At 72.4% G+C, this 26,844-nt stretch carries 21 protein-coding genes and 1 riboswitch; of the genes, 15 read left to right on the top strand and 6 right to left on the bottom strand.

Going from position 1 to position 26,844, the window contains the following annotated elements; translation table 11 throughout:
* Nucleotides 1-7: 7 nt before the first annotated feature.
* On the bottom strand, nt 8-1,606 hold the full coding sequence (abc-f, locus tag ACFYWY_RS18765; protein WP_389187398.1) for a ribosomal protection-like ABC-F family protein: 1,599 nt from the start codon (nt 1,604-1,606) through the stop codon (nt 8-10).
* Between the two features lie 274 nt (nt 1,607-1,880).
* On the opposite strand from abc-f, the gene ACFYWY_RS18760 reads away from it, so the two are divergent.
* Nucleotides 1,881-2,771, top strand: a complete 891-nt coding sequence (locus ACFYWY_RS18760) for a neutral zinc metallopeptidase (RefSeq protein WP_389187395.1) — start codon at nt 1,881-1,883, stop codon at nt 2,769-2,771.
* Nucleotides 2,772-2,840: 69 nt separating this feature from the next.
* On the top strand, nt 2,841-3,245 hold the full coding sequence (locus tag ACFYWY_RS18755) for a VOC family protein (RefSeq protein ID WP_389187392.1): 405 nt from the start codon (nt 2,841-2,843) through the stop codon (nt 3,243-3,245).
* A 92-nt stretch (nt 3,246-3,337) separates the two neighbouring features.
* On the opposite strand, the gene ACFYWY_RS18750 is transcribed toward ACFYWY_RS18755, so the two are convergent.
* The 3 genes from ACFYWY_RS18750 to ACFYWY_RS18740 form a co-directional block, all read right to left on the bottom strand.
* Nucleotides 3,338-4,723: a hypothetical protein gene (locus ACFYWY_RS18750; RefSeq protein ID WP_389187389.1), complete on the bottom strand. Its 1,386-nt coding sequence runs from the start codon at nt 4,721-4,723 to the stop codon at nt 3,338-3,340.
* A gap of 121 nt (nt 4,724-4,844) precedes the next feature.
* Nucleotides 4,845-5,969, bottom strand: coding sequence for an alpha/beta hydrolase (locus ACFYWY_RS18745; protein ID WP_389187386.1), 1,125 nt, complete (start codon nt 5,967-5,969; stop codon nt 4,845-4,847).
* A 60-nt stretch (nt 5,970-6,029) separates the two neighbouring features.
* A complete protein-coding gene (locus ACFYWY_RS18740; protein WP_389187383.1) occupies nt 6,030-6,692 on the bottom strand; it encodes a class II aldolase/adducin family protein in 663 nt (220 codons plus the stop codon).
* 263 nt (nt 6,693-6,955) lie between these two features.
* Here ACFYWY_RS18740 and ACFYWY_RS18735 point away from each other — a divergent pair, with 263 nt between their 5' ends.
* The 9 genes from ACFYWY_RS18735 (at nt 6,956) to cobI (ending at nt 19,939) form a co-directional block, all read left to right on the top strand.
* Nucleotides 6,956-8,212 (top strand): anion permease, encoded by a 1,257-nt coding sequence (locus ACFYWY_RS18735; RefSeq protein ID WP_389187381.1) that lies wholly within the window; start codon nt 6,956-6,958, stop codon nt 8,210-8,212.
* A 12-nt stretch (nt 8,213-8,224) separates the two neighbouring features.
* Nucleotides 8,225-8,449, top strand: coding sequence for a hypothetical protein (locus ACFYWY_RS18730; protein ID WP_389187378.1), 225 nt, complete (start codon nt 8,225-8,227; stop codon nt 8,447-8,449).
* Between the two features lie 133 nt (nt 8,450-8,582).
* Nucleotides 8,583-8,726, top strand: a riboswitch (cobalamin riboswitch).
* Nucleotides 8,727-8,837: 111 nt separating this feature from the next.
* A complete protein-coding gene (locus ACFYWY_RS18725; protein ID WP_389187376.1) occupies nt 8,838-9,803 on the top strand; it encodes a cobalamin biosynthesis protein in 966 nt (321 codons plus the stop codon).
* The gene (locus tag ACFYWY_RS18720) at nt 9,800-11,317 is read left to right on the top strand and encodes a cobyric acid synthase (protein ID WP_389187373.1); all 1,518 of its coding nucleotides are present in this window, start codon (nt 9,800-9,802) and stop codon (nt 11,315-11,317) included. Before ACFYWY_RS18725 ends, ACFYWY_RS18720 begins: the two co-directional genes overlap by 4 nt.
* A complete protein-coding gene (gene cobN, locus ACFYWY_RS18715; RefSeq protein ID WP_389187370.1) occupies nt 11,314-14,973 on the top strand; it encodes a cobaltochelatase subunit CobN in 3,660 nt (1,219 codons plus the stop codon). Before ACFYWY_RS18720 ends, cobN begins: the two co-directional genes overlap by 4 nt.
* Before the next feature lie 112 nt (nt 14,974-15,085).
* Complete coding sequence (locus ACFYWY_RS18710) at nt 15,086-17,089, top strand: putative cobaltochelatase (RefSeq protein WP_389187367.1); 2,004 nt, start codon at nt 15,086-15,088, stop codon at nt 17,087-17,089.
* Nucleotides 17,089-17,688, top strand: a complete 600-nt coding sequence (cobO, locus tag ACFYWY_RS18705) for a cob(I)yrinic acid a,c-diamide adenosyltransferase (protein ID WP_389187364.1) — start codon at nt 17,089-17,091, stop codon at nt 17,686-17,688. The genes ACFYWY_RS18710 and cobO overlap by 1 nt, the downstream gene beginning before the upstream one ends.
* The gene (locus ACFYWY_RS18700; RefSeq protein ID WP_389187362.1) at nt 17,682-19,196 is read left to right on the top strand and encodes a cobyrinate a,c-diamide synthase; all 1,515 of its coding nucleotides are present in this window, start codon (nt 17,682-17,684) and stop codon (nt 19,194-19,196) included. Before cobO ends, ACFYWY_RS18700 begins: the two co-directional genes overlap by 7 nt.
* Nucleotides 19,193-19,939 (top strand): precorrin-2 C(20)-methyltransferase, encoded by a 747-nt coding sequence (cobI, locus tag ACFYWY_RS18695; RefSeq protein ID WP_389187359.1) that lies wholly within the window; start codon nt 19,193-19,195, stop codon nt 19,937-19,939. The genes ACFYWY_RS18700 and cobI overlap by 4 nt, the downstream gene beginning before the upstream one ends.
* Before the next feature lie 5 nt (nt 19,940-19,944).
* Here the strand turns inward: cobI and ACFYWY_RS18690 are convergent, their stop codons facing one another.
* Nucleotides 19,945-20,667 (bottom strand): ZIP family metal transporter, encoded by a 723-nt coding sequence (locus ACFYWY_RS18690; protein ID WP_389187356.1) that lies wholly within the window; start codon nt 20,665-20,667, stop codon nt 19,945-19,947.
* Nucleotides 20,668-20,776: 109 nt separating this feature from the next.
* Between ACFYWY_RS18690 and cobM the strand changes: the two genes are divergently transcribed.
* The 4 genes from cobM (at nt 20,777) to cobC (ending at nt 25,464) form a co-directional block, all read left to right on the top strand.
* Entirely contained in the window at nt 20,777-21,625 is an 849-nt protein-coding gene (gene cobM, locus ACFYWY_RS18685; protein ID WP_389187353.1) for a precorrin-4 C(11)-methyltransferase, read from the top strand.
* Entirely contained in the window at nt 21,622-23,316 is a 1,695-nt protein-coding gene (cobJ, locus tag ACFYWY_RS18680; RefSeq protein ID WP_389187350.1) for a precorrin-3B C(17)-methyltransferase, read from the top strand. The genes cobM and cobJ overlap by 4 nt, the downstream gene beginning before the upstream one ends.
* Before the next feature lie 170 nt (nt 23,317-23,486).
* Nucleotides 23,487-24,425, top strand: a complete 939-nt coding sequence (locus ACFYWY_RS18675; RefSeq protein ID WP_389187347.1) for a sirohydrochlorin chelatase — start codon at nt 23,487-23,489, stop codon at nt 24,423-24,425.
* Nucleotides 24,409-25,464 (top strand): Rv2231c family pyridoxal phosphate-dependent protein CobC, encoded by a 1,056-nt coding sequence (cobC, locus tag ACFYWY_RS18670; RefSeq protein WP_389187344.1) that lies wholly within the window; start codon nt 24,409-24,411, stop codon nt 25,462-25,464. The genes ACFYWY_RS18675 and cobC overlap by 17 nt, the downstream gene beginning before the upstream one ends.
* Nucleotides 25,465-25,567: 103 nt before the next feature.
* Here cobC and ACFYWY_RS18665 read toward each other — a convergent pair whose 3' ends face one another.
* Nucleotides 25,568-26,512, bottom strand: a complete 945-nt coding sequence (locus tag ACFYWY_RS18665; protein WP_389187341.1) for an SCO1860 family LAETG-anchored protein — start codon at nt 26,510-26,512, stop codon at nt 25,568-25,570.
* Nucleotides 26,513-26,844 lie beyond the last annotated feature (332 nt).

The following is a 26,844-nucleotide window of genomic DNA, read 5'->3' as shown; positions in this document are numbered from 1 at the left end:
AGCGGGGTCAGGCCAGCGCCACCAGGTCCGCGTAGTCCGCGCCCCACAGGTCCTCGACCCCGTCGGGCAGCAGGATGATGCGCTCCGGCTCGAGCGCCTCGACCGCTCCCTCGTCGTGCGTGACAAGGATGACCGCGCCCTTGTAGGTGCGCAGCGCGCCGAGGATCTCCTCGCGGCTGGCCGGGTCGAGGTTGTTGGTGGGCTCGTCGAGAAGCAGGACGTTCGCGGACGAGACGACCAGCGTGGCCAGCGCAAGGCGGGTCTTCTCACCGCCGGAGAGGACTCCGGCCGGCTTGTCGACGTCGTCGCCGGAGAACAGGAAAGAGCCGAGCGTCTTGCGTACCTGGACGAGATCGAGGTCGGGCGCGCAGGAGCGCATGTTCTCCAGGACCGTGCGGTCCGGGTCGAGGGTCTCGTGCTCCTGGGCGTAGTAACCGAGCTTGAGGCCGTGACCAGGGGTGACCGCCCCGGTGTCGGGCTTCTCCACTCCCGCGAGCAGCCGCAGCAGGGTCGTCTTGCCCGCTCCGTTCAGGCCGAGGATGACGACCCGGGAGCCCTTGTCGATGGCGAGATCCACATCGGTGAAGATCTCGAGTGAGCCGTACGACTTGGACAGGCCCTCCGCGGTCAGCGGGGTCTTGCCGCAGGGCGCGGGCTCCGGGAAGCGCAGCTTGGCGACCTTGTCGGAGGCACGGACATCCTCGAGTCCGGCGAGCAGCCGCTCGGCCCGCTTGGCCATGTTCTGCGCGGCCACGGTCTTGGTGGCCTTGGCCCGCATCTTGTCGGCCTGCATGTTCAGCGAGGCGGCCTTCTTCTCGGCGTTCTGCCGCTCGCGCTTGCGGCGCTTCTCGTCGGCCTCGCGCTGCTGCTGGTAGAGCTTCCAGCCCATGTTGTAGATGTCGATCGTGGAGCGGTTGGCGTCGAGGTAGAAGACCTTGTTGACGACCGTCTCGACCAGGTCGACGTCGTGGGAGATGACGATGAAGCCGCCGCGGTAGGTCCTGAGGTAGTCGCGCAGCCAGACGACCGAGTCGGCGTCGAGGTGGTTGGTCGGCTCGTCGAGGAGCAGGGTGTCGGCGTCCGAGAAGAGGATGCGGGCGAGCTCGACGCGGCGGCGCTGACCGCCGGAGAGTGTATGCAGCGGCTGGCCGAGGACCCGGTCGGGCAGGCCGAGCGCGGCGGCGATGGTGGAGGCCTCGGCCTCGGCGGCGTAACCGCCCTTGGTGAGGAACTCCGTCTCCAGGCGCTCGTACTTCTTCATCGCCTTCTCGCGGGTGGCGCCCTGGCCGTTCGCCATCCGGTCCTCGTTCTCGCGCATCTTCTTCAGTACGGAGTCGAGGTCTCGGGCAGAGAGGATCCGGTCGCGGGCGAGGGTGTCGAGGTCGCCGGTGCGCGGGTCCTGCGGGAGGTAGCCGACCTCGCCGGAGCGGGTGATGGTGCCGGCGGCGGGGATGCCTTCACCCGCGAGGCATTTGGTGAGGGTGGTCTTGCCCGCTCCGTTGCGGCCTACCAGCCCGATGCGGTCGCCTTTGGCGATACGGAAGGAAGCGGACTCGATGAGGACGCGAGCGCCGGCGCGCAGCTCGACGCCGGAAGTGGTGATCACGGAAAGACTCCAGGGCGGTATGGACGGCGGAAGGGACGGACGTGGGAGCTTCGACGCCGTCTAATGCGCAAGGAGAATTGCCATACCGGCCAGTCTAGCGGGGCCGTGCAAGTGGTATTGCGCCGGCTTTCGCGGCCGCCCTCGTGCTCGGCCCCGGCGTAAGGGAGGCCCGTAGCGCCACCATTCGTGACAAAAAGGGCAACACGCAGCGGAGTGATCGATACTCGGCGCAGGGCGGCGGGCTGCCGCTGCCGAGAAGCCGAGGCGGTGTCCCATGCAGTTCGACGACGACGCCGACCTGGGCACTTCCGAGGTCCGGGATGTGCGCGGCAGCCGCATCCCGGGCGGCAGGGCCACCGTCGGCGCCGGCATCGTCGGCCTGATCGCGCTGATCCTGGGGCTGTTCTTCGGGGTGCGGCCCGAGCAGCTGGGACTGTCGTCGGACGACTCCGACCCGGCTGCGACAGCCTCGTCCCAGGCGCAGGTGAACGAGGCCTGCAGGAGGGGTTCGGACGCCGACACCCGGGAGGACTGCCGGACGGTCGCGGTGGTCAGCAGCGTGCAGGACTACTGGCGGGCCGAGTTCCCACGCCGCGAGGGGCGCTACTCGGACGCGCGGACGGTCATGTTCACGGGCCGGGTGAGTACGGCACGCGGGGCGGCGACCGCTGCCGTCGGGCCGTTCTACTGCCCCGGGGACGGACAGGTCTATCTGGATCTCGGCTTCTTCGCCGACCTGCGGACCGAGTTCGGGGCGGACAGCGGGCCGTTCGCCGAGGCGTATGTGGTGGCTCATGAGTACGGCCATCATGTGCAGGATCTGATGGGCACATTGCGGCGGGCGCAGGACGGGCAGCGGGGCGCGGACAGCAACGCGGTGCGGGTGGAACTGCAGGCGGACTGCTACGCGGGGGTGTGGGCGCGCCATGCGACGACCACGCCGGACGAGAGAACCGGGCGTCCGCTGCTGACCACGCTGACACGGCAGGACATCGAGGACGGCCTGGACGCGGCGGCTGCGGTCGGCGACGGCCGGATCCAGGAGAAGTTCCAGGGGCGCATCACCCCGGAGGCCTGGACGCACGGCTCGGCCGCGCAGCGCCGGCAGTGGTTCCACAACGGCTTCCGTACGGGCGACATGGCCCAGTGCGACACCTTCCGCTGAGTGTCAGTGGCGGCTGCGAGACTGAGATGCAGATCACATTCCACCGTCGAGCATGAAGGAGTGATCGAGATGTCGGAGTCTGTGAGCATCTGTCCGACGCTGCTGTACGCGGACGCGAAGGCTGCGATCAAACAGCTCACCGAGGCCTTCGGTTTCACCGAGCACGCGGTGTACGAGGACGAGGCGGGCGCGGTCGTGCACGCCGAGCTGACCTTTGGCAACGGCATGGTGATGCTGGGCAGCAAGGGCACCGGCAGCGAGTTCGACAAGCTGATGAAGAACGCCGGTCCGGTGGGGGTGTTCGTCCATGTCGACGATGTCGACGCACACCACAGCAGGGCGGTGGAGCGCGGGGCGGACATCGTGATGCCGCCGACCGACCAGGACTATGGGGCGCGGGACTACATGGTGCGTGACATCGAGGGCAATGTGTGGAGCTTCGGCACGTACACACCGGGGGCGGAGGAGTCTTAGCCTCCCTCGCACCCGATCGCTGTCCCCGTTGTCCTCGATCTCCCCCGGACTCCGTCCCGGGGGGACCCCCAACGGGCTTGGTTTCTACGGGACTAGGCGTCTCCGGTGTGCACCTGGAATGCCGCCCGGCGTACGGCCTTGGCCAGAGCCGGGTCCGGGTGCGCGGCCGCCAGGGCGACCAGGACCTGGACGGTGCGGGGGTGGCCCCCGGCACGGACCTCTTCGAGCAGCGCCGGGACCGTGCCCTGCACCGCGGAGTCGAGATGGCGCAGCAGCAGCTGGGGCTCGCCGTGGTCGGCGACGGCCGCCGCGGTGTCCACCCAGAGCCAGGTCGCCTCCTCGCGGGTGAGGACGTCGGCGGCGTCCTCGGGGTCCGCGCCTTCGTACTCGGCGAGCCAGAGCAGGACATAGGGGCGCAGCGAGGGCTCGTCGGCGGCGGCGCGGACCTCGGCCTCCGCGGGGGCGCCGACCACGCGCAGCGCCTCGAAGGCGAGCCCGCGCAGCAGGGCGTCCTCGCCGCGGGCGACGGCGAGGAGCTCGGTGACGGCGCTGGAGACGGTACGGGCGGCGAGCCAGGCGCGGTACTCGGCGCGGGCCGGGCCCGGGGTGAGGCGGGCGCAGCCGCGCAGCATGTCCTCGGCGGACTGCTCGATGTTGCCCGCGGGGCTCTGGGCGGCGACGCAGATCTGCTCGAGCTTGACCCAGACCGCCCAGTTGCCGAGTGGGGTGAGGGTGGCGGACCGGCCCTTGTCGAGAGTCAGGGCGCCGACGGCGGACAGCCCCTGAAGGGCCCAGTCGAGAAGCGCGGAGACAGGGATGTCCTGCCCGGCCTCCGGCAGGTCGGGCTGCGGGCCGTAGGGCACTTCGCAGCGCTCCTCGCGCAGTTCCGCGACGCGCTGCTGCAACAGGTCCAGCAGGAGCGGCACGACCACGGGCCCGGCCGAGAGCTGAAGCAGGGAGAGCACCTGGGGCACGGCCTCGACGACCTCGGCGACCGCGGTGGGGGCGACGTCGTCGGGGGCGGGGTGGACCAGCGACCAGGCGTCGAAGAGGGCGACCCAGCCGCGCAGTACGGCCATGTCGTCGCGGTCCCAGGCGCGCAGCCGCCAGCCGGGGCGTGCGGTGTCGCCGTGCAGCTCGACCAGGCCGGCGAGGCGGGCACGGTCCCAGCCCGTGCGTACCTGGAGCGGGGTCAACTCCAGTGCGGCGGCAGCCCGTTGCTGGGAGCGCTCGGTGAGCTGTGTGGTGCTGGGGTCCCTCTCGACGGCCGCCCAGCGGGCGATCCGTACGGCGTCGGCGAGGACCGCCCTCGCCTGGCGGGCCAGTTCCGAGGGGGCCGGAGTGCCCTCGGGAGGCCGGGGGGCCGGCCGGGTTCGCCGGGTCGTCACAGCCCGCCGGGCGGTGGCCAGCGATTGCGGGCGGACAAGACGGAGTCTGGAGTTGCGCGCCAATTGCTCATCAGGCTTTCGGGACGTCACGGGGAGCAGTCTTCCCGCTGACGGCCCGAAAGCCCAAACGGAACCTGGTCGGCCGTGCTGAGCGGCCGTCCCGCCAGGGCTCGCCGGACCGCGTCAGGGCTACATCAGGACCGCGTCAGGGTTACATCAGGGGGGTGAGGAAGCGGCGGAGGGCTTCTTCGTAGCGTGCCGGGTCGGCGTTCCACATGGCGGCGTGCGGGGCCTGCGGGACCGTGTGCAGGCTGACCAGTTCGGGGCGGCGGGAGGCCAGTTCGCGCGACCGCTGCCAGGGGGCGAGCGTGTCGTCCGGGCCGTGGAAGATCAGCGTCGGCACGCGCAGGGACTTCGGGTCCGAGGCGCTGAGCAGCCGGTCGCCGTGCAGTCCGGTCCTGCCCTGCGCCGCCCTGACGGCGAGCGGCAGCAGGACCGCAGGGGTCCGGCGGGCGGCCAGATTGCGCACGGTTGTCTTCCAGTCCAGTACCGGGGAGTCCAGGACCAGCCCGCTGATCCGCTCGCGCAGCCCGGAGTTGGCGGCGGCGTGCAGGGCCATCGACGCGCCGGTGGACCAGCCGTGCAGGACGATGTGCTCGGCGCCGTGGCGCACCGCGAAGCGGATGGCAGCGTCCAGGTCGCGCCACTCGGAGTCGCCGAGGTGGCCGAGCCCGTCGGGGGGCTCGGGGGCGCCCTGATCCCCTCGGTAGGCGAGGTCGAGAACGGGGAACCGCTGGGCGTGCAGGAACGGCATGAGGTTCAGCGGGTGTTCCCGGGTGGCGCCCAGGCCGTGCACGGTGATCACCCACGTCTCCCGCGGGCCCGGCACGAACCACGCGGGCAGCGTGCCGAGTTCGCCGGGGATGCCGACATCACGGTGCGCGAGACCGAGCGCGCTCGACGGGTCGCCGCTGTGCACCTGCGGGGTGAGCCACACCCGGCTGCCGGGCTGCAGACTGCCGCGGCTGACCCGCTCCAGGCGGCGTACGACGGTGTCGACGGGGTGCGACACCCCGTCGAGTACGGGGCCGACGACCGCGTGGACGTCCTGGCTTTGGAGTGCGTACGTGCCGGGGCGCTGTGTGGCGACGCTGCGGGTCAGGGTCACCTGGTCGTCGGCCGTGGCGTGCACTGTGGGCCGGGGCTCGCCGGGCAGCGGCCGCCCCGGCTGCGCTTTGAGCGCGGCATCGCTCGCGTACCGGCCGGCCGCGATCGCGGCCGCGCCGACACCTATCACGGTGGTGACGGCAGCTGCCGTCGCTGTAGCCGGGCGCACCGTTCCAGTGTCGGCATCAGCACGCCTCGCTGCCAGTGGACGGCGGCCACCGGGGGGGGCTCAGCCGCGCCGGCCGTACCCCTGGAGCTTCTCCGCGGCCTCTTGCAGCTGGGAGCCGGAGAGCAGGCTGGGCGTGTGTCCGGGCAGTGACGCCGCGGTCAGCCAGAGGCGGCACATCCACTCCAGCTGGGCGGTGCGGTCGTAGGCCTGGTCAAGGGTCTCGCCGTAGGCGACGGTGCCGTGGTTCTGCAGGAGGCAGGCGGTGCGTCCGCGCAGGGCGTGGAGCATGTTCGCGGCCAGCTCGTCCGTTCCGTACAGGGCGTACCGCGCGACACGGACGGTGCCGCCCATGGCCGCGGCCATGTAGTGGATGGGCGGGAGCTCGGGGACGAGGGTGGAGACCGCGGTGGCGTGCACGGCGTGGGTGTGGACCACGGCGCCGGCCTGGGTGTTGCGGTAGACCTCCAGGTGCAGCGGCAGCTCGCTGGTGGGGGCGAGCTCTCCGAGGAGCTGGTTGCCGTCGAGATCGACCGCGACGGCGTCCTCGGGCGTGAGCCGGTCATAGGGGACTGCGCTCGGGGTGACCAGGACGAGTGGGCCGACCCGTGCGGAGACATTGCCCGATGTGCCCACCACCAGGCCTTCCGCCGCTGTCCTGCGAGCCGTGGCCACGAGGTCTTCCCAGGCCTGCTCGATCGCGTCCTGCCGCACCTGATCGGTCATGCGGCGATCCTGTCAGGCGGCGACGGGCGCCGCAGGGCGGGTGACGGAGATCACGCAAAGCGGCATAAAGAGCCGTTTTCGCTTCGGTGCGGCGTCGATGCCGGACGCCCCCCGTGCCACCGCCGGGCGGCACCGCGCCACACAGCAAGCGGACTGACGGGGCCTCACTTGAGGACACCGCAGCGCCCGTCTCAGTTCATCTTCCGTTCATCCAGGTTAACTACGTTCGCCGGGCCACTGACGTCGAACGATTGCCTGGGTAAATGGAACACATCACCTTGCTGCTCGCGATTGTGATCGTGACAGCGCTCGTGTTCGATTTCACGAACGGTTTCCACGACACCGCCAACGCGATGGCGACGACCATCTCGACCGGCGCTCTGAAACCCAAGACGGCGGTGGCCATGTCCGCCGTGCTCAACCTCGTCGGCGCGTTCCTGTCCGTGGAAGTCGCAAAGACGATCTCCAGCGGCATCGTCACCGAGGACGGCATCACACCAGAGGTGATCTTCGCGGCGCTCGTCGGCGCCATCCTGTGGAATCTCATGACCTGGCTGATCGGTCTGCCGTCCAGCTCTTCGCACGCCCTCATGGGCGGACTGATCGGCGCCACCATCGCCTCTGTCGGCATCGGCGGAGTCAACGGCGGCACCGTCGTCACCAAGGTGCTGATCCCCGCGATCGCCGCCCCGCTGGTCGCCGGCATCGCGGCCTTCCTGGCCTCCCGGCTGACGTACAGGATCGGCAGGAACGCCGACGAGAAGGCCACCGCGAAGGGCTACCGCGCCGGCCAGATCACCTCGGCCGGCCTGGTCTCCCTGGCCCACGGCACCAACGACGCGCAGAAGACCATGGGCATCATCACCCTGGCGCTCGTCGCCGGCGGTGTGCTCTCCCCCGGCTCCAACCCTCCGATGTGGGTCATCCTCGCCGCCGGTCTCGCGATCGCGCTGGGCACCTACCTCGGCGGCTGGCGCATCATCCGCACCATGGGCAAGGGCCTGACCGACCTCCAGCCGCAGCAGGGCTTCGCCGCCCAGACCAGCGCGGCCAGCGTCATCCTCGCCTCCTCCAACCTCGGCTTCTCGCTGTCGACCACGCACTCCTGCTCCGGCGCCGTGATGGGCGCGGGTCTCGGCCGCAAGGGCGGCGTGGTCCGCTGGTCCACCGCCACCCGGATGTTCGTCGCCTGGGGCCTGACCCTGCCGGCCGCCGGTCTGGTGGCCGCGGGCTCGGAGTTCGTGACCAAGCAGGGCGACTGGGGTGTCGCGGCCGTCGCCGCCTTCCTGATCGGCGCCTGCGTCGCGATCTGGTTCGTCTCCCGCCGCCAGGTGGTCGACCACACCAATGTCAACGACGTGGCCGGCGACGCCGAGCCCGCCGGTGTGGTGACCGCCGCCATCGCGGCCGTCAGCCCGCCGCCGGCCGGCACGCCCACGCAGGACCGCAAGACGACCATCCCGGCTCAGCCCCACGCGGCCGACTCCGAGGAGCCGGCGACGCAGCCGGCCACGGTATAAGGACAGATCAGCATGAACATCGACTGGGCAGCACTCAGCTCCGTCTTCGGCGTGAGCCTCGTCGCCACCGTCGCCCTGGTGGGTCTGTTCACCCTGGGCATCGTGGGCCTGACCAAGCAGGAGTCGGCGGCCGGAGGGGGCGGCGGCTCCGCGGCCCTGGCGCGCACGGGCGCGTACGCCTGCTTCGCGCTCTGCGCGGCGGCCGTGACGTACGGGATCTATCTGATCGTCGTCTGACGGCGGCTCACTCAGCACAAGGCCGGGCCGGGCACCCCTTCGGGTGACCCGGCCCGGCCCTTTCGTGTGCCGCCCTGTGCCGCCGATGTGGGGCTCGGCACACTGTCCCACCGCAGGTCAAAGGCGAGTTGACGGGCGTTCTCGCACGTGGTGGACTGCCGAAGCCATCTACGGCGGCAGAAGAGGAAGCCGGTGCGAATCCGGCGCGGTCCCGCCACTGTCACCGGGGGAGCAATCCCCCGGAAGCCAGGAACTCTCACCGCCGGTCACGTCGAACCAGGGCGCGGACACCCTGAGTGAGGACATATCGCCATGCGCGGCTGCGGTTCAGGTTCACTTCCCGCTGTGAGTACGAGGGCCCTTCCAGGCGAAACGTCGGCCTGAACCCATGCGTGCCGACGTCACTTTCGCCTACGGCGCCACTGCCGGCCTGGTCGGCGACCTGCTGCTCGGCGACCCTCGCCGAGGGCATCCGGTCGCCGCGTTCGGACGGGCGGCGGGCGCCGTCGAGCGCGTTCTGTGGCGCGACCACCGCGGCTGGGGCGCGCTGCACACCGCCGTGTGCGCCGGGGGCGCCGCGGCTGCCGCCGCGCTCCTCGCCCGCGGGGTCCGGGACCGCTCCGCCGCGTCCGTCGTGCTGACCGCCGCCGCCACCTGGGCCGTCGTCGGCGGCACATCACTGGGCCGCGAGGCGCGGGCCGTCGGCGGCGCGCTCGCCGCCGGGGACGTGGAGGTGGCCCGGGAGCGGCTGCCGCATCTGTGCGGGCGCGACCCGCAGAGCCTGGACGAGCAGCAGATCGCCCGCGCCGTGGTGGAATCCGTCGCCGAGAACACCTCGGACGCGGTGGTGGGCGCGCTGGTCTGGGGAGCGCTCGCGGGTGTGCCGGGTCTGGTGGGTTTCCGGGCGGTCAACACGCTGGACGCGATGGTCGGCCACAAATCCTCCAGATACCGGCGGTTCGGCTGGGCTTCGGCCCGCCTCGACGATGTGGCCGGCTGGCCGGGCGCCCGGCTCACCGCGGGTCTGGCGGTGCTCGCCGGGCAGAACCCGCGCGGAGCGGTACGGGCATGGCGGGACGACGCGAAGAAGCATCCGAGTCCGAACGCGGGCCCGGTGGAGGCGGCGTTCGCCGGGGCGCTCGGCGTACGGCTGGGCGGAACCCTCTCGTACGGCGGACGCGTCGAGCACCGTCCCGTACTCAACGGCACGGGCCGCCCTGTGCAGTTCGGCGACATCGAACGTGCCGTGCGGCTCTCGCGCCGCGTCGGCTGGCTGACACTGGCGGCCTGCGCCGCGGGCCACGTGGCGGGGCACGCGCTGCGCGCGCGGCGCGCCGGAAAGGGGCGGGGATGAGCAGACGGAAGGCCGGGGGGCTGCTGGTCGCCGGAACCACCTCCGACGCGGGCAAGAGCGTCGTCACGGCCGGCATCTGCCGGTGGCTCGTACGGCAGGGGGTGAAGGTCGCGCCCTTCAAGGGGCAGAACATGTCGCTCAATTCGTTCGTCACGCGCGAGGGCGCGGAGATCGGGCGGGCGCAGGCCATGCAGGCTCAGGCCGCGCGCGTTGAGCCGAGCGCCCTGATGAACCCCGTGCTGCTCAAGCCGGGCAGCGACCGCTCGAGCCAGGTCGTGCTGATGGGCAGGCCGGTGGGTGAACTGAGCGCCCGCGGCTACCACGGAGGTCGCCAGGAGGCGCTGCTCTCCACCGTCGTGGAGTGCCTGGAGGAACTGCGGGGCACGTATGAGGCCGTGATCTGCGAGGGGGCGGGCAGTCCGGCCGAGATCAATCTGCGGCGTACGGACATCGTGAACATGGGCATCGCGCGGGCCGCCCGGCTCCCGGTGCTGGTCGTCGGGGACATCGACCGCGGCGGGGTCTTCGCCTCCTTCTTCGGTACGACGGCGCTGCTCGACGCGGAGGACCAGGCGCTGGTGGCGGGGTACTTGGTCAATAAGTTCCGGGGCGACGTGTCGTTGCTCGAGCCGGGCCTGGAGATGCTGCACGGGCTGACCGGACGGCGCACGTACGGAGTGCTGCCCTTCGCGCACGGCCTCGGCATCGACGAGGAGGACGGGCTGCGCGTCTCTCTGCGCGGCGCGGTACGGGAGTCGGTGGTCGCGCCGCCCGTCGGCGAGGACGTGCTGCGCGTCGCGGTCTGCGCCGTGCCGCTGATGTCCAACTTCACCGACGTGGACGCGCTGGCGGCCGAACCGGGCGTCGTGGTGCGATTCGTGGACCGGGCCGATGAACTCGTCGACGCCGACCTGGTGATCGTGCCGGGCACGCGTGGGACTGTGCGCGCCCTGGAGTGGCTGCGCGAGCGGGGGCTGGCGGACGCGCTGAAGCGGCGGGCCGCCGAGGGCCGGCCGGTACTGGGCATCTGCGGCGGCTTCCAGATGTTCGCCGAGCACATCGAGGACGAGGTCGAGTCGCGGGCCGGAGCCGTCAAGGGGCTCGGACTGCTGCCCGTACGCGTCCGGTTCGCGGTCGGCAAGACCCTTGCCCGCCCGGTCGGCGAGGCGCTCGGCGAGCCGGTGGAGGGCTACGAGATCCACCACGGCGTCGCCGAAGTCCTCGGTGGCGAGGCCTTCTTGGACGGCTGCCGGGTCGGGGCGGTCTGGGGCACCCACTGGCACGGCTCGCTGGAGAGCGACGGCTTCCGCCGTGCCTTCCTGCGCGAGGTCGCCCGGACGGCGGGCCGCCGCTTCGTCCCCGCGCCGGACACCAGCTTCGGCGCGCTGCGCGAGGAACAGCTCGACCGCCTCGGCGATCTGATCGAAGAGCACACGGACACCGGTGCGCTGCTACGGCTCATCGAGTCGGGCGCACCCTCAGGACTTCCCTTCATCGCACCTGGAGCGCCATGAGCACCGAGACCACCGTGCTGTTGCTGTCCACCGCCGACACGGATCTGCTGGCGGCCCGGGCCTCCGGCGCGCCGTACCGGATCGGCAACCCGACCCGTATCGATGTGACGGAGGAGCTGCCCGCACTCGTCGCGGGCGCGTCCGTCGCGGTCGTGCGGCTGCTCGGCGGCAAGCGGGCCTGGGAGGACGGACTCGCCGCGCTGCGCGCGTCCGGGATCCCGACCGTGCTGCTGGGCGGCGAGGCCGTCCCCGACGCGGAGTTGATGGCCGAGTCGTCGGTGCCCGCCGGTGTGGTGGCCGAGGCGCTGCGCTATCTGGTCGAGGGCGGCCCCGGCAACCTGGTGGAGCTGGCCAGGTTCCTCTCCGACACCGTTCTGCTGACGGGCCAGGGCTTCGCCGAGCCGCGGAAGATGCCCGAGTGGGGCGTGCACGGCACGCGCGAGTACATCGAGGGGCGGCCGAGTGTCGGCGTGCTCTTCTACCGGGCACACCAGCTCTCCGGGAACACCGCCTTCGTCGACACCCTCTGCGACCGGATCGAGGCGCGGGGGGCCAACGCCCTTCCCGTCTACTGCGGTTCACTGCGCGGCGCCGACCCGGAACTGTACGAGCTGCTCGGCAAGGCCGACGCCCTGGTCGCCACCGTACTGGCCGCAGGCGGCACGCGCGCCAGTGACGCGAGCGCCGGCGGGGACGACGAGGCCTGGGACATCGGGGCGCTCGCCGAGCTGAACGTGCCCGTCCTCCAGGGGCTCTGCCTGACCTCGTCGCGGGCCGTCTGGGAGGCTTCGGACGCGGCGCTGTCCCCGATGGACGCGGCGATGCAGGTGGCGATCCCCGAGTTCGACGGGCGGCTGATCACGGTCCCGTTCTCGTTCAAGGAGCAGGGCCCCGACGATGTGCCGGTGTACGTCGCCGACCCCGAGCGGGCCGGGCGCGTCGCCGGAATCGCCGTACGCCACGCGAAGTTGAAGCACAAGCCGAATGCGGAGAAGAAGCTCGCGCTCGTCTTCACCGCCTATCCGACGAAGCACTCGCGGGTGGGCAACGCGGTCGGTCTCGACACGCCCGCCTCCGCGGTGCGGGTCCTGGACGCCCTGCGTGACGCCGGATACGCCGTCGAAGGGCACCCGGACGACGGCGACGAGCTGATTCACCGGCTCATCAACGCCGGCGGCCACGATGTGGAGTGGCTGACCGAGGACCAGCTGGCGGCAGCCCCCGCGCGGGTGCCGCTCGCCGACTACCGCGCCTGGTTCGACAAGCTGGACCCGGAGCTGCGCGACAGCATGCTGGAGCACTGGGGTGAGCCGCCGGGCTCGCTCTACGTCGACGGCGACGAGATCGTCCTCGCCTCCCTCCAGTTCGGGAATGTCGTCGTGATGATCCAGCCGCCGCGCGGCTTCGGCGAGAACCCGATCGCGATCTACCACGACCCCGACATGCCGCCCTCGCACCACTACCTGGCGGCGTACCGGTGGCTCGACCATTCCTTCGGCGCCGACGCGGTCGTCCACATGGGCAAGCACGGCACGATGGAGTGGCTGCCCGGCAAGGGCCTCGGCCTGTCGGCGGGCTGCGGTCCGGACGCGGTGCTCGGCGAACTGCCGCTCGTCTATCCGTTCATCGTCAACGACCCCGGCGAGGGCACCCAGGCCAAGCGCCGCGGTCACGCCACTGTGGTGGACCATCTGGTGCCGCCGATGGCGCGCGCGGACACCTACGGCGATCTGGCAAAGCTGGAGCAGCTGCTCGACGAGTACGCGCTCGTCAGCGATCTCGATCCGACCAAGGCCCCGACCGTACGGGCGCAGATCTGGACGCTCGTGAAGGCCGCCGAGCTCCACCACGACCTGCATGTCGACGAGCAGCCGGACGACGGCGACTTCGACGAGTTCGTCATGCACATCGACGGCTATCTCTGCGAGATCAAGGACGTACAGATCAGGGATGGTCTGCACATCCTGGGCGGCGGGCCGGAGGCGGAGGCCCGGGTCAATCTCGTACTGGCGGTGCTGCGCGCGTCCCAGGTGTGGGGCGGTCAGGCCAATGCCCTGCCGGGTCTGCGGGCTTGCCTCGCCGAGCACTTCGGGCTGGTGGAGAAGGAGCTGCTGGGCGAGCCCGGCGCGCCGGTGAAGGTGCCGGTGGAGCTCACGGAGCTGGTCGAGGGGCCGGCGCGGACGGGCGCAGACGCCATCGATCTGCTGGAGCAGCTGTGCCGGCGACTCGCGGAGGGCATGGAGGAGCGCGGCTGGGACGTCTCGGCAGCGGCCGGGCTGGCACGGGATGTGCTCGGCGTCGAACTTCCGGAAGCGGTCGCCGTGCTGGGCTTCGCCTGCGAGGAGGTCGTGCCGCGGCTCGCCCGGACGACCGACGAGATCGGCAACATCCTGCGGGCGCTGGACGGCGGCTATGTGCCCGCCGGCCCTTCCGGATCGCCGACCCGCGGGCTGGTCAACGTCCTGCCGACCGGACGCAACTTCTACTCCGTCGACCCGAAGGCGATCCCGTCCCGGCTGTCGTGGGAGGTCGGCCAGGCGCTCGCCGACTCGCTGGTCGCGCGGTATCTGCAGGACACCGGCGCGTACCCGAAGTCGGTGGGGCTGACCGTCTGGGGCACCTCGGCGATGCGCACCCAGGGCGACGACATCGCCGAGATCCTGGCGCTGCTGGGCTGCCGGCCGGTCTGGGACGACGCGTCGCGGCGGGTGACGGGCTTCGAGATCGTGCCCGCGCAGGAGCTGGGACGGCCGCGCATCGATGTGACGGTGCGGATCTCGGGCTTCTTCCGGGACGCCTTCCCGCATGTGGTGGGGCTCATCGACGACGCGGTGCGGGCGGTCGCGGAGCTGGACGAACCGGCCGAGGCCAACTACGTACGGGCGCACGCGGACGAGGACACGGCCGAGCACGGGGACCGGCGGCGGGCCACGGCGCGGATCTTCGGCTCGAAGCCGGGGGCGTACGGTGCGGGGCTGCTGCCGCTGATCGACGCGCGGAACTGGCGCTCGGACGCCGACCTCGCCGAGGTGTATGCGGTGTGGGGCGGCTATGCGTACGGCCGCGGGCTCGAAGGGCGGGCGGCGCGCGGGGACATGGAGACGGCGTTCCGGCGGATCGCGGTCGCCGCGAAGAACGTCGACACGCGCGAGCACGATCTGGTCGACGCGGACGACTACTTCCAGTACCACGGCGGGATGGTCGCCATGGTGCGGCATCTGACGGGTGAGTCGCCCGAGGCGTATGTGGGTGACTCGGCGGTGCCGGACCAGGTGAAGACGCGCACCCTGGGCGAGGAGACGCACCGGGTGTTCCGGGCGCGGGTGGTCAATCCGCGGTGGATGGCGGCGATGCGGCGGCACGGGTACAAGGGCGCGTTCGAGATGGCCGCGACGGTGGACTACCTGTTCGGGTACGACGCGACTGCGGGCGTCGTCGACGACTGGATGTACGAGAAGTTGTCGGCGGAGTACGTCTTCGACCCGGAGAACCGGGAGTTCATGCAGAAGTCCAACCCCTGGGCGCTGCGCGGGATCACGGAGCGGCTGCTGGAAGCGGCAGAGCGCGGGCTGTGGGCGGAGCCGGACGGGGAGACGCTGGAGCGGCTTCGGCAGACGTACCTGGAGCTCGAGGGCGATCTGGAGGGGGACGCGTGAAGGTCTTCGACTGGGGCTCCGCCCCAGACTCTCCTGCTACGCCCTGCGGGCGTGGGGGGACCCCCACGCCTCAAACGCCGGCAGGGCTGGTTATCACGATCGAGGAGGCCGAATGAGCACCCCATACCCCTTCACCGCGATCGTCGGCATGGACGACCTGCGGCTCGGGCTGCTGCTGAACGCCGTCTCGCCCGCCGTGGGCGGTGTGCTCGTACGGGGCGAGAAGGGCACCGCCAAGTCGACCGCCGTACGGGCCCTTTCCGCCCTCCTGCCGGAGGTGCCGGTCGTCTCCGGGTGCCGGTTCTCCTGCGACCCCGCGGCGCCCGACCCGGCGTGCCCCGACGGTCCGCACGAGGCCGGTGGCGGTGTGGCGCGGGCCGCGCGGATGGTCGAGCTGCCCGTCGGGGCGTCCGAGGACCGGCTCGTCGGGGCCCTCGACATCGAGCGGGCGCTGGCCGAGGGCGTCAAAGCCTTCGAGCCGGGGCTGCTCGCGGACGCGCACCGCGGGATTCTCTACGTCGACGAGGTCAACCTGCTGCACGACCACCTGGTGGACCTACTGCTGGACGCGGCCGCCATGGGCGCCTCGTACGTCGAGCGTGAAGGCGTCTCCGTACGGCATGCCGCCCGTTTTCTGCTCGTGGGGACCATGAACCCCGAAGAGGGCGAGCTGCGGCCGCAGTTGCTGGACCGCTTCGGGCTCACCGTCGAGGTGGCGGCGTCGCGCGAGCCCGATCAGCGGGTGGAGGTCGTACGGCGCAGGCTCGCGTACGACGACGATCCGGCCGGGTTCGCCGCCCGGTGGGCGGACGATGAGACGGCCCTGCGGTCGCGGATCACCGCCGCGCGCGCCCTGCTGCCCGAAGTACGGCTCGGCGACGGCGCGTTGCGGCAGATCGCCGCGACCTGCGCGGCCTTCGAGGTGGACGGTATGCGCGCCGACATCGTGATGGCGCGGACCGCGACGGCGCTGGCCGCGTGGGCGGGGCGTACGGACGTACTGGCCGAGGATGTTCGGCAGGCCGCTCTGCTGGCGCTCCCCCACCGGCGGCGGCGCAATCCCTTCGACGCGCCCGGTCTGGACGAGGACAAACTCGACGACACGCTGGAGGAGTTCAGCGACGAGGAGGACGATCCGGATCCCGACGGTCCGGGTGGCGGTGGCCGCCCGCCGCAGGACGGGCCCGACGTGCCGCCGCAGGGCGATGCGGGCCAGGGCGACACGCCCGCGCAGCCGCAGGAGGCCGAGGGCGGGGAGCCGCAGGGCGCGGGCGGCGGTGAGCAGCAGCCCGTACGGGCCGCGGAGCCGTTCCGTACGAAAGTGCTGAGCGTGCCCGGCCTCGGGGAGGGCGCGACGGGGCGCAGGTCCCGTGCGCGGACCGAACACGGGCGTACGACGGGGGCGCGGCGGCCCCGAGGGGCGCTCACCAAGCTGCACTTGGCGGCGACCGTGCAGGCCGCGGCCCCGCATCAACGAGCACGCGGGCGCAGCGGCCGGGGCCTGGTGGTGCGGCGTGACGATCTGCGGCAGGCGACCCGGGAGGGGCGCGAGGGGAACCTCGTGCTGTTCGTCGTCGACGCGTCGGGGTCGATGGCGGCCAGGCAGCGGATGGGCGCGGTCAAGGGCGCGGTGCTTTCGCTGCTGCTCGACGCCTACCAGCGGCGCGACAAGGTCGGCCTGATCACCTTCCGGGGGAAGGACGCGGAGTTGGCGCTGCCGCCGACGTCGTCGGTGGACGCGGCCGCCGCGCGTCTGGAGACGCTGCCGACCGGTGGCCGTACGCCCCTGGCGGCCGGACTGCTGCGGGCGCACGACGTACTGCGCGTGGAGCGGCTGCGCGATCCGTCCCGCCGGCCGCTGCTGGTCGTGGTGACGGACGGCCGCGCGACGGGCGGGGTCGATCCGGTCGCGCTGGCGGCGCGGGCCGCGCGGCTGCACGCCGCGGAGGGCACGGCCGCGATCGTCGTGGACTGCGAGTCCGGGCCGGTTCGCCTCGGTCTCGCCGGCACGCTCGCGGGCGATCTCGGCGGCGCGGCCGTCACACTCGACGAGCTGCGGGCCGATTCCATCGCCGGGCTCGTCCGCGACGTACAAGGATCTAGGAGGGCAGCCTGATGCCACAGGGACAGCCGGCCGTCGTGCCGGACGACGGACTCACCACGCGTCAGCGCCGTAACCGCCCGCTCGTCGTCGTGCATACGGGCATCGGCAAAGGGAAGTCGACGGCCGCCTTCGGGCTCGCGCTGCGCGCCTGGAACCAGGGGTGGCCGATCGGGGTGTTCCAGTTCGTGAAGTCCGCGAAGTGGAAGGTCGGCGAGGAAAACGCACTGAAGGTCCTCGGCGCCTCCGGCGAGGGCGGCCCGGTCGCCTGGCACAAGATGGGCGAGGGCTGGTCGTGGGTCCAGCGCGACAGGCAGCTCAGCAACGAGGACGCGGCGCGCGAGGGCTGGGAGCAGGTCAAGCGCGACCTGGCGGCCCAGACGTACCAGCTGTATGTGCTGGACGAGTTCGCGTATCCCATGCACTGGGGGTGGGTGGACACCGCCGAGGTGATCGACGTACTGCGCAGCCGGCCCGGCACCCAGCATGTGGTCATCACCGGCCGCAACGCTCCGGCGGAGCTTGTCGACTTCGCCGATCTGGTGACCGACATGTCGAAGGTGAAGCACCCGATGGACGCCGGTCAGAAGGGGCAGCGGGGCATCGAGTGGTAGCACGTCTCGTCATCGCCGCGCCGTCGTCCGGCAGCGGCAAGACCACCGTCGCGACGGGCCTGATGGCGGCCTTCGTCGCGGCGGGACTTTCCGTGTCCCCGCACAAGGTCGGCCCGGACTACATCGACCCGGGCTACCACTGTCTCGCGACGGGCCGCCCGGGGCGGAACCTGGACGCGTATCTGTGCGGTACGGAGCTGATGGCACCGCTGTTCGCGCACGGCGCGGCGGGGTGCGACCTGGCGGTGGTCGAGGGCGTGATGGGGCTGTACGACGGCGCGGCGGGGGCGGGTGAACTGGCGTCCACGGCACAGGTGGCGAAGCTGCTGCGGGCGCCGGTCGTGCTGGTGGTGGACGCGTCGTCGCAGTCGCGGTCGGTGGCGGCGCTGGTGCACGGGTTCGCGTCGTGGGATCCGCAGGTGCGGATCGGGGGCGTGATCCTGAACAAGGTCGGGTCGGACCGGCACGAGGAACTGCTGCGGGAGGCGCTGGAGGAGGGCGGCGTGCCGGTGCTGGGGGTGCTGCGGCGTGCTCCCGCGGTCTCGACACCGTCGCGCCATCTGGGCCTGGTGCCGGTCGCCGAGCGGCGGGGGGACGCGGTGGACGCGGTGGCGGCGATGGCCGAACAGGTTCGGCGGGGCTGTGACTTGGAGGGGTTGCTGGGGTTGGCTCGGTCGGCTCCGCGGCTGGATGGGGCGGCGTGGGACGCGGAGGCCGCCTGCGGCGAGCCAGTCCCCACCCCGCCCCTTCCCGAACTGGGGGCAAGCCCCCAGACCCCCGAACGCGCTTCGCGCGTGTCCTCAAACGCCGGACGGGCTGAAGTTCAGCCCCTCCGGCGTTTGAGGAGCGGGGTCCGGGGCGGAGCCCCGGTTCGGGAAGGGGCAGGGTGGGGAACAAGCCCCGCGCAGCGGCCCCTCGTCGCCGTCGCCGGCGGGCCCGCGTTCACGTTCTCGTACACCGAGCACGCCGAACTCCTCGCCGCCGCCGGCGCCGACGTCGTCACCTTCGACCCCCTCCGGGACGAGCAACTGCCCGACGGGACGACGGGACTGGTCATCGGCGGCGGATTCCCCGAGGTGTACGCCCCCGAGCTGTCCGCCAACGAGCCGCTGCGCAAGGCCGTCGCCGAGCTGGCGCACTCCGGCGCGCCCGTCGCCGCCGAGTGCGCCGGGCTGCTCTATCTCGCGCGGTCGCTGGACGGGCAGCCGATGTGCGGGGTGCTGGACGCCGAGGCGCGGATGGCGGACCGGCTGACGCTCGGCTACCGCGAGGCCGTCGCGGTGAGCGACAGCGCGCTCGCCGCGGCCGGGGCACGGATGCGCGGGCACGAGTTCCACCGGACCGTCGTCGAGCCGGCCGCGGGAGCCACCCCCGCCTGGGGGATGCACCGGCCCGAGCGCCGCGTCGAGGGGTTCGTCCAGCAGGGCGTGCATGCGAGCTATCTGCATACGCATTGGGCTTCCGAGCCCGGCACGGCCCGCCGATTCGTTGAGAGGTGTACGCGATGAGCAGGTTGATCGGGGTCGGAGTGGGGCCCGGTGACCCGGAGTTGGTGACCGTGAAGGGCGTACGGGCCCTTCAGGAGGCCGATGTCGTCGTCGTGCCCGTGATGGCCGCGTCGGACGGAGAAGACGGCGGCGAGCCGGGACGAGCCGAGGCGACCGTCCTGCACTACGTCGGCGCCGAGAAGGTCGTACGGGTCGTCTTCGCGCTCAACGAGCGCACCGACCGCGCCCGGCGCGAGGCCGCCTGGGACGCCGCCGGCGAGTCCGTCGCCGCGCTGCTGCGCGACCGCGGCACCGTCGCCTTTGCGACCATCGGCGACCCCAACGTGTATTCCACGTTCACCTATCTCGCCGAGACCATCGGGGGACTCGTGCCGGACGTCGTCGTCGAGACCGTGCCCGGCATCACCGCGATGCAGGATCTCGCGGCCCGCAGCGGCGCGGTCCTCACCGAGGGCACCGAGCCGCTGACGCTGGTGCCGGTGACCGCCGGGGCCGCCGTGCTCAAGGACGCTCTGGAGGGGCCCGGGACGGTCGTCGCCTACAAGTTCGGGCGGCTCGCGGCGGAGGTGGCGACCGCGCTGCGGGAGACGGGGCGTACCGAGGGCGCGGTGTGGGGGTCGGCGCTCGGGCTGCCCGAGGAGTCGATCCGGCCGGCGGCGGAGCTGGCCGAGGGCCCGTTGCCGTATCTGTCGACGCTGATCGCGCCCGCGCCGCGCGGCGGCGGCCGCGGGGGCAAGCTGTGAGCTCCTCACTCGGCGAGGCCCACCACCAGCCAGATGAAGCCCACTCCCCCGGCCGTGCAGAGCAGGGTGGAGCGGGCGGGGTGGGAATGATGCGCCTCGGGGAGGATCTCGGCCGCGGCGAGATAGAGCAGGGCGCCGCCGAAGAACCCGAGATAGCCGCCGAGGAGTCCGGCCGGCAGTGTGAACAGCAGAGTGGACGCCGCGCCGACGACGGGAGCGAGCGCGTCGGCGACGAGCATCGCGATCGCCCTGTCGCGGGAGTTCCCGTACAGGCTGGTGATCGTGTACGTGTTGAAGCCGTCGGCGAAGTCGTGGGCGATGACGGCGAGCGCCACGGTCGCGCCCATGCCCGCGCCCACCTGGAAGGCCGCGCCGATCGCGATGCCGTCCATCAGGCTGTGGCCGACCATCGCCGCGGCCGCCGTCAGACCCACCTGCGGAACGGACTTCTCGTGCGCGCCGTGTGCGGCCCGCCTGACGGCCAGCAGCCGTTCGGCCATGTGCGCGGCGAGGAATCCGCCGACGAACAGCAGCAGTGCCTGCGGCACTCCGAACACCTCGTCGCCCGCCGCCCGAAGTGCCTCGGGCAGCAGGTCGAGGCCGACCACACCGAGCATCAGCCCGCCGGCCAGGCCCAGCACGAGGTGGCGGCGGTCAGTGACGCGCGCAGCCGTCCAGCCGCCGAACAGCGTCATCAGGAACGCGCCGAGCGCGACGAACACCGCCATGCGCCTTTGCTAGCGGATTGACCGGCCTCGCGGCACAACGAAGATCGAGATCCACCCGAATGACACGAACGACACGTAAGCCACGAACCATCCGAGAGGACCACTGCTGATGGCCGATGCCGCCACCCACGGCAAGGTGACCTTCGTCGGCGCCGGCCCGGGCGCCGCCGATCTGCTGACGTTCCGGGCCGCGCGGGCGATCGCCGACGCCGACATCGTCATCTGGGCGGCGAGCCTGGTGCAGGCGGACGTCCTCGACCACGCACGCGAGGGCGCCGAGATCCTCGACTCGGCGGCGATGTCGCTCGAGGACGTCGTCGCGGTGTACGAGCGGGCACACGACGAGGACCTGAAGGTGGCCCGTATTCACTCCGGCGACCCCGCCCTGTGGGGCGGCACCCAGGAACAGCTCGACCGGTGCGTGGAGTTGGGACTGGCCGTGGAGATCGTGCCGGGCGTCTCGTCGTTCTCGGCGGTCGCGGCGATCGCGCAGCGCGAGCTGACGATCCCGGAGGTCGCGCAGTCCGTGATCCTGACCCGGCTCGGCGGCGGCAAGACGCCGATGCCGCCGGGCGAGGAGGTGCGGGAGTTCGCGCGGCACGGCACGACGATGGCTCTGTTCCTGTCCGCGGCCCGCTCGGGCCAGTTGACGCAGGAGCTGCTGGAGGGCGGCTATCCGACGAGTACGCCGGTGGTCGTGGCGTACCAGGCGACCTGGCCGGAGGAGCTGATCCTGCGCTGCACGATCGGCACTCTGGAGGAGACCGTCAAGGAGCACAAGCTCTGGAAGCACACGCTGTTCCTGGTGGGGCCGGCGCTGGCGGCTTCCGGGACGCGTTCACACCTCTACCACCCAGGGCACTTCCACGGCTTCCGGAAGGCCGACCCGGCCGCCCGCAAGGCGCTGCGCGCACAGGGCGCGAACGAAGGAGCAATCGAAGGAGCGACGCAGAAGTGATCGGCCTGATCTCAGCGACGGCGGCGGGCGCGGCCGCCCGTGACCGGCTGGCGGCGGCGTGGCCCGGCCGCACGAAGGTGTACGAAGGGCCGGTGCGCGAGAGCGTCGAGCGGGCCTTCGCGGAGTGCGAGCAGCTGGTCTGCTTCCTGGCGACGGGTGCGGTCGTACGGATCGTCGCCCCGCTGCTGGCGGGCAAGTCCGCGGACCCGGGCGTGGTGTGTGTGGACGAGGGGCACCGGTACGCGGTGTCCCTGCTGGGCGGCCACGGCGGCGGCGCGAATGCCCTCGCGGCGGCGGTGGGTGACGTTCTCGGCGCGGAGCCGGTCGTCACGACGGCGACGGACGCGGCCGGGATCCCGGGCCTGGACACGCTGGGCTGGCCGGTCGAGGGCGCGGTCGCGGCCGTGACGCGGGCGGTGCTCGACGGCGACCCGGTGGCGCTGCGGGCGGACGCGGTGTGGCCGCTGCCGCCGCTGCCGGGGAATGTGGCGGCGGGGAACGAGGGCGCTGCCGCCGCTCTGCGTGTCACGGACCGGGTCGTCGAAACCGGCCCGCACGACGCCGTGTTGCGGCCGCCGTCGCTGGTCGTCGGGGTCGGTGCGTCCAAGGGCGCTCCCGTCGACGAGATCCTCTCGCTGGTCGAGGCGGCGCTGCGCGAGGCGGGGTTGTCGGTGCGATGCGTCGCGGAGCTGGCGACCGTGGACGCGAAGGCGGACGAGCCGGGCATCGTCGGGGCCGCTCAGCGGCTCGGCGTGCCCCTGGTGACGCATGCCGCCGAGCGGCTCGCCGAGATCGCCGTGCCGAACCCGTCGGGCGCGCCGCTCGCCGCGGTGGGCACGCCGTCCGTCGCCGAGGCCTCCGCGCTCGCGGGCGGGGGTGAACTCCTGGTCCCCAAGCGGAAGTCGAGCCCCGAGGGGCGGGCCGCGATGGCGACCTGCGCGGTCGTGCGCAAGGCGCCGCGCGGCCGGCTGGCCGTGGTCGGCCTCGGGCCCGGGGCCCGCGATCTGGTCACCCCTCGCGCGACGGAGGAGCTGCGGCGCGCGTCCGTACTGGTCGGGCTCGATCAGTACGTCGACCAGATCCGCGACCTGCTCAGGCCCGGCACCCGGGTCATCGAGTCCGGCCTCGGCGCGGAGGAGGAGCGGGCCCGTACGGCTGTCGCCGAGGCCCGCGCCGGACATGCGGTCGCGCTGATCGGCAGCGGTGACGCGGGCGTGTACGCGATGGCCTCCCCCGCGCTCGCAGAGGCGTCCGACGACATCGACGTGGTGGGAGTTCCGGGCGTGACCGCGGCGCTGGCCGCCGCCGCGATCCTGGGCGCGCCGCTCGGGCACGACCATGTCTCGATCAGCCTGTCCGATCTGCACACGCCGTGGGAGGTCATCGAGCGCCGGGTGCGGGCCGCCGCGGAGGCGGACATCATCGTGACCTTCTACAACCCGCGCAGCCGGGGCCGCGACTGGCAGCTCCCGAAGGCGCTGTCGATCCTCGCCGAACACCGGGAGCGGCGGACGCCGGTGGGCGTCGTACGCAACGCGTCCCGGCCGGACGAATCCAGCCGCCTGACGACACTCGCCGGACTGGATCCGGCGACGGTGGACATGATGACGGTCGTGACGGTCGGCAACACGGCCACGCGCGAGATCGCGGGCCGCATGGTGACCCCGCGCGGCTACCGGTGGCAGTCATGACGCCGCCCCGCCGGCCACGCGGGCGCACCTCGCCGCGTCCCGCACCGACGCCGTACCCCCAGCCACGCACCGCGCAGCACCACTAGCCCCGCCGCACCGCGCAGCACCCCCAGCCCCGCCGCATCCCCGCCGCAAGCTCAACCGCACCACCCCCACCTCAAGGAGAACGCGTGACCACCCCGCCCGCACTGCTCATCGCCGGCCACGGCACCCGTGACGAAGCCGGGGCCGAGGCCTTCCGGGACTTCGTACGGGAGCTGGGGCGGCGCCATCCCGAACTCCCCGTCGGGGGCGGCTTCATCGAACTGTCCCCGCCGCCCCTCGGCGAAGCCGTCGCCGAGCTGGTGGAGCGCGGCGTGCAGCGCTTCGCCGCGGTGCCGCTGATGCTGGTGTCCGCCGGGCACGCCAAGGGCGACATCCCGGCCGCGCTGGCGCGCGAACGGGAGCGGCACCCGGGGATCTCGTACACCTACGGCCGTCCTCTCGGCCCGCATCCCGCGCTGCTGCGCGTCCTGGAGCGACGGCTCGACGAAGCGCTGGGCTCCGTCTCCCGTACGCCCGCGGACCGGGCCGATGTGACCGTGCTGCTGGTGGGCCGCGGTTCGACCGACCCGGACGCCAACGCCGAGGTGCACAAGGCGGCCAGGCTGCTGTGGGAGGGGCGCGGTTACGCGGGCGTGGAGACGGCGTTCGTGTCGCTCGCCGCCCCCGATGTGCCGAGCGGACTGGACCGGTGCGTCAAGCTGGGGGCGCGCCGGATCGTGGTACTGCCGTACTTCCTGTTCACCGGGATCCTGCCGGACCGGGTGCTTCAGCAGACGCAGGGCTGGTCTGAGGCGCACCCCGAGGTGGAGGTCGTTTCCGCCGATGTGATCGGCCCGACCGAGGAGTTGCTCGACCTGGTGATGGAGCGCTACCGCGAGGCCGTCGCCGGCGACATCCGGATGAACTGCGACACCTGCGTGTACCGGATCGCGCTGCCGGGCTTCGAGGACAAGGTGGGCCTTCCGCAGCAGCCGCACTTCCACCCGGACGACGACGGGCAGCACCACGATCACGGGCACGGAAGCGCCCATCACCACCACGGCAGCCATGCGCACTCACACTGACGCACACGACCTGCGGCACCACGGTGACGCGGAGGTGCGCGACGCCGATCTCACCGACCTCGCGGTCAATGTCCGCACCGGGACTCCCCCGGCCTGGCTCCGGGAGCGCATAGCCGGCTCGCTGACCGGCCTTGCCGCGTATCCGGACGGGCGGGCGGCGAGGGCGGCGGTCGCGCAGCGGCACGGTCTGCCGGTGGAGCGGGTACTGCTGACGGCGGGGGCCGCGGAGGCGTTCGTGCTGCTCGCCCGCGCGCTGACGATACGTCACCCGCTGGTGGTGCACCCGCAGTTCACCGAGCCGGAGGCGGCGCTACGGGACGCGGGGCACGAGGTGACGCGGCTGCTGCTGCGGGAGCAGAACGGCTTCCGGCTCGATCCGGCTGCCGTACCCGACGCGGCGGACCTGGTGATGATCGGCAATCCGACCAACCCCACGTCCGTACTGCATCCGGCAGCCGACATCGCCGGACTGGCCCGCCCGGGGCGGCTGCTGGTGGTGGACGAGGCTTTCATGGACGCGGTGCCGGACGAGCCCGAGGCGCTGGCGGGCCGGACCGATGTGCCGGGCCTGGTGGTGCTACGCAGCCTGACCAAGACCTGGGGTCTGGCCGGCCTGCGTATCGGCTATGTGCTGGCCGAGCCGGAGACCGTCGAGGCACTGGAGCGGGCCCAGCCGCTGTGGCCGGTGTCGACGCCCGCGCTGGCCGCGGCCGAGGCGTGCATGCAGCCCGCCGCGCTCAAGGAGGCCGAGCAGGGGGCCCGTCTGATGGCGACGGAGCGGGCCCATCTGCTGGCGGGTCTTGCGGAGTTCGAGGAGGTACGGGTGGTTGCGGCGGCCGAGGCCGCGTTCGTTCTCGTACACGTGAGGCGCGGCGCCGAGGTGCGGGAGCGGCTGCGCCGTCTGGGCTTCGCGGCCCGCAGAGGCGACACGTTCCCGGGTCTCGGTCCCGGCTGGCTGCGGCTGGCAGTACGCGACCGGGTGACGACCAACCGCTTTCTGCAGGCGCTCGACCAGGCGCTGATGATGGTGGGCGACTAGCGCCAGTCGAACGCCGGACAGGCCGACATAGCAGCCCGTCCGGCGTTCGAGGACCGGGGTCCGGGGCCGAGCCCCGACGCGGGGTCCGGGGCGCAGCCCCGGGTCAGTCCCGGGCGCGGAGGCGGACCAGCAGCAGCGCGCCTCCCCCGAGCGCGAGCAGCATCGCCGCCCCGCCCGCGATGTACGTCGTGGTGGCGCTGCCGCCGGTCTCCGCGAGGTTCTCCTCGGCGGGAGCGGGATTCTCACCGGACTGGGCCTGCACGCCGTCGCCCGGCCCGGCGGACGGCTCCTGCGTGGTGGACGGCTGCTGCCTGGCGGTGGCGGCGGCCTCGGGCGCCTCGCACTTCGCCTCGGCGAGGGTGACCACTCCGGTCACCTCTGCGACGTTCAGCTTGAGAGGGTTGACCGAGACCTTGAGCTCCAGCGCGGTGGCGGCGGCCGTCCGGGACGTGGTGTGCGTCTTCGACAGATCGAGCGTCACCTCGCCGACGCCGGGCACTTCGACCCGGGTGGTGCCCGCGGTGGAAAGCGTGACCTTCTTGCCGAGCACGGTCACATGGCCGAGCAGATTCGACTCGGCGACCGGCTGCTCGCCCGCCTCGCAGACGGCCTTCGACGTGACCTTCTCGACCTCGATCAGGGAGAGCAGCGGCAGCCCTGGCACATGCACCCGGGCGCGCACGAGGTTGGTGTACCCCTCGGCCCTGCGCTTGTCGACGGTCGCCTTCGCGGTGGCCACGTCCGCGCGCAGCACCTGGAAGGGCTTGCCCTGGTCGACCCCGTCCAACTGCACGGTCAGCGCGGTCTTCTCGGCACTCGCCGGGGCCTGCACCTCGTTGAGCGTGGCCTTGAGCGGGACGTCGACGGTCTTGCTGAGCAAGGAGACGTCGAGACCGGTACGGAGGACGACCGCACTCGCCCGACCCTCGCCGCCCCCGGTGGCGTGCGCCGGGGCGGCGAGAGCCACGGGGCCGGCGACCAGCGCGGCGGCAGCCGTGACGGCAGCGCAGCGGCGGGCGGCGGGCATGCGGAAGGTGTTGCTGTTCAAGGTGGTGGAACCCCCACAAGAGACACGGCGTCGCGGCCGCACCACGGGGACGCGTGGGCGGCGGCGACCAAGACACCGGAATCCTTCCGCACTGAGAGTGAACTGACGGACACCTGGCGCGAGTTCACCCCAAAGTGCGGTTTCCGTGCCCATATTCGATTCTCGAGGTACGGATGTTCCCCTGGGCCGCGCGTGTCACGGCGACAGGGTGGTGGGGCGGGGGGGCCCCCCGGGGGGGGGGCGGGGGGGGGGGGCGGGCGCCCCGGCGGCGGTGACCGTCAGCCGAGCCCCCTGCCGTACAGGAGCACCCGCCGCGGGCCCGCCCGCGCGCG

Source organism: Streptomyces sp. NPDC002870, assembly GCF_042888505.1.
Lineage (GTDB): Bacteria > Actinomycetota > Actinomycetes > Streptomycetales > Streptomycetaceae > Streptomyces.
This window is presented reverse-complemented; position numbering and strand designations above follow the sequence as displayed.

What these genes read in the sequence shown, in the direction of transcription:
- ACFYWY_RS18725 (WP_389187376.1), top strand. Translation starts at nt 8,838, where the DNA reads ATGCGTGCCGACGTCACTTTCGCCTACGGCGCCACTGCCGGCCTGGTC.
- ACFYWY_RS18735 (WP_389187381.1), top strand. Translation starts at nt 6,956, where the DNA reads ATGGAACACATCACCTTGCTGCTCGCGATTGTGATCGTGACAGCGCTC.
- cobN (WP_389187370.1), top strand. Translation starts at nt 11,314, where the DNA reads ATGAGCACCGAGACCACCGTGCTGTTGCTGTCCACCGCCGACACGGAT.
- ACFYWY_RS18740 (WP_389187383.1), bottom strand. Translation starts at nt 6,692, where the DNA reads ATGACCGATCAGGTGCGGCAGGACGCGATCGAGCAGGCCTGGGAAGAC.
- cobO (WP_389187364.1), top strand. Translation starts at nt 17,089, where the DNA reads ATGCCACAGGGACAGCCGGCCGTCGTGCCGGACGACGGACTCACCACG.
- ACFYWY_RS18755 (WP_389187392.1), top strand. Translation starts at nt 2,841, where the DNA reads ATGTCGGAGTCTGTGAGCATCTGTCCGACGCTGCTGTACGCGGACGCG.
- ACFYWY_RS18730 (WP_389187378.1), top strand. Translation starts at nt 8,225, where the DNA reads ATGAACATCGACTGGGCAGCACTCAGCTCCGTCTTCGGCGTGAGCCTC.
- ACFYWY_RS18710 (WP_389187367.1), top strand. Translation starts at nt 15,086, where the DNA reads ATGAGCACCCCATACCCCTTCACCGCGATCGTCGGCATGGACGACCTG.
- cobC (WP_389187344.1), top strand. Translation starts at nt 24,409, where the DNA reads ATGCGCACTCACACTGACGCACACGACCTGCGGCACCACGGTGACGCG.
- ACFYWY_RS18690 (WP_389187356.1), bottom strand. Translation starts at nt 20,667, where the DNA reads ATGGCGGTGTTCGTCGCGCTCGGCGCGTTCCTGATGACGCTGTTCGGC.
- ACFYWY_RS18720 (WP_389187373.1), top strand. Translation starts at nt 9,800, where the DNA reads ATGAGCAGACGGAAGGCCGGGGGGCTGCTGGTCGCCGGAACCACCTCC.
- cobM (WP_389187353.1), top strand. Translation starts at nt 20,777, where the DNA reads ATGGCCGATGCCGCCACCCACGGCAAGGTGACCTTCGTCGGCGCCGGC.
- ACFYWY_RS18760 (WP_389187395.1), top strand. Translation starts at nt 1,881, where the DNA reads ATGCAGTTCGACGACGACGCCGACCTGGGCACTTCCGAGGTCCGGGAT.
- cobI (WP_389187359.1), top strand. Translation starts at nt 19,193, where the DNA reads ATGAGCAGGTTGATCGGGGTCGGAGTGGGGCCCGGTGACCCGGAGTTG.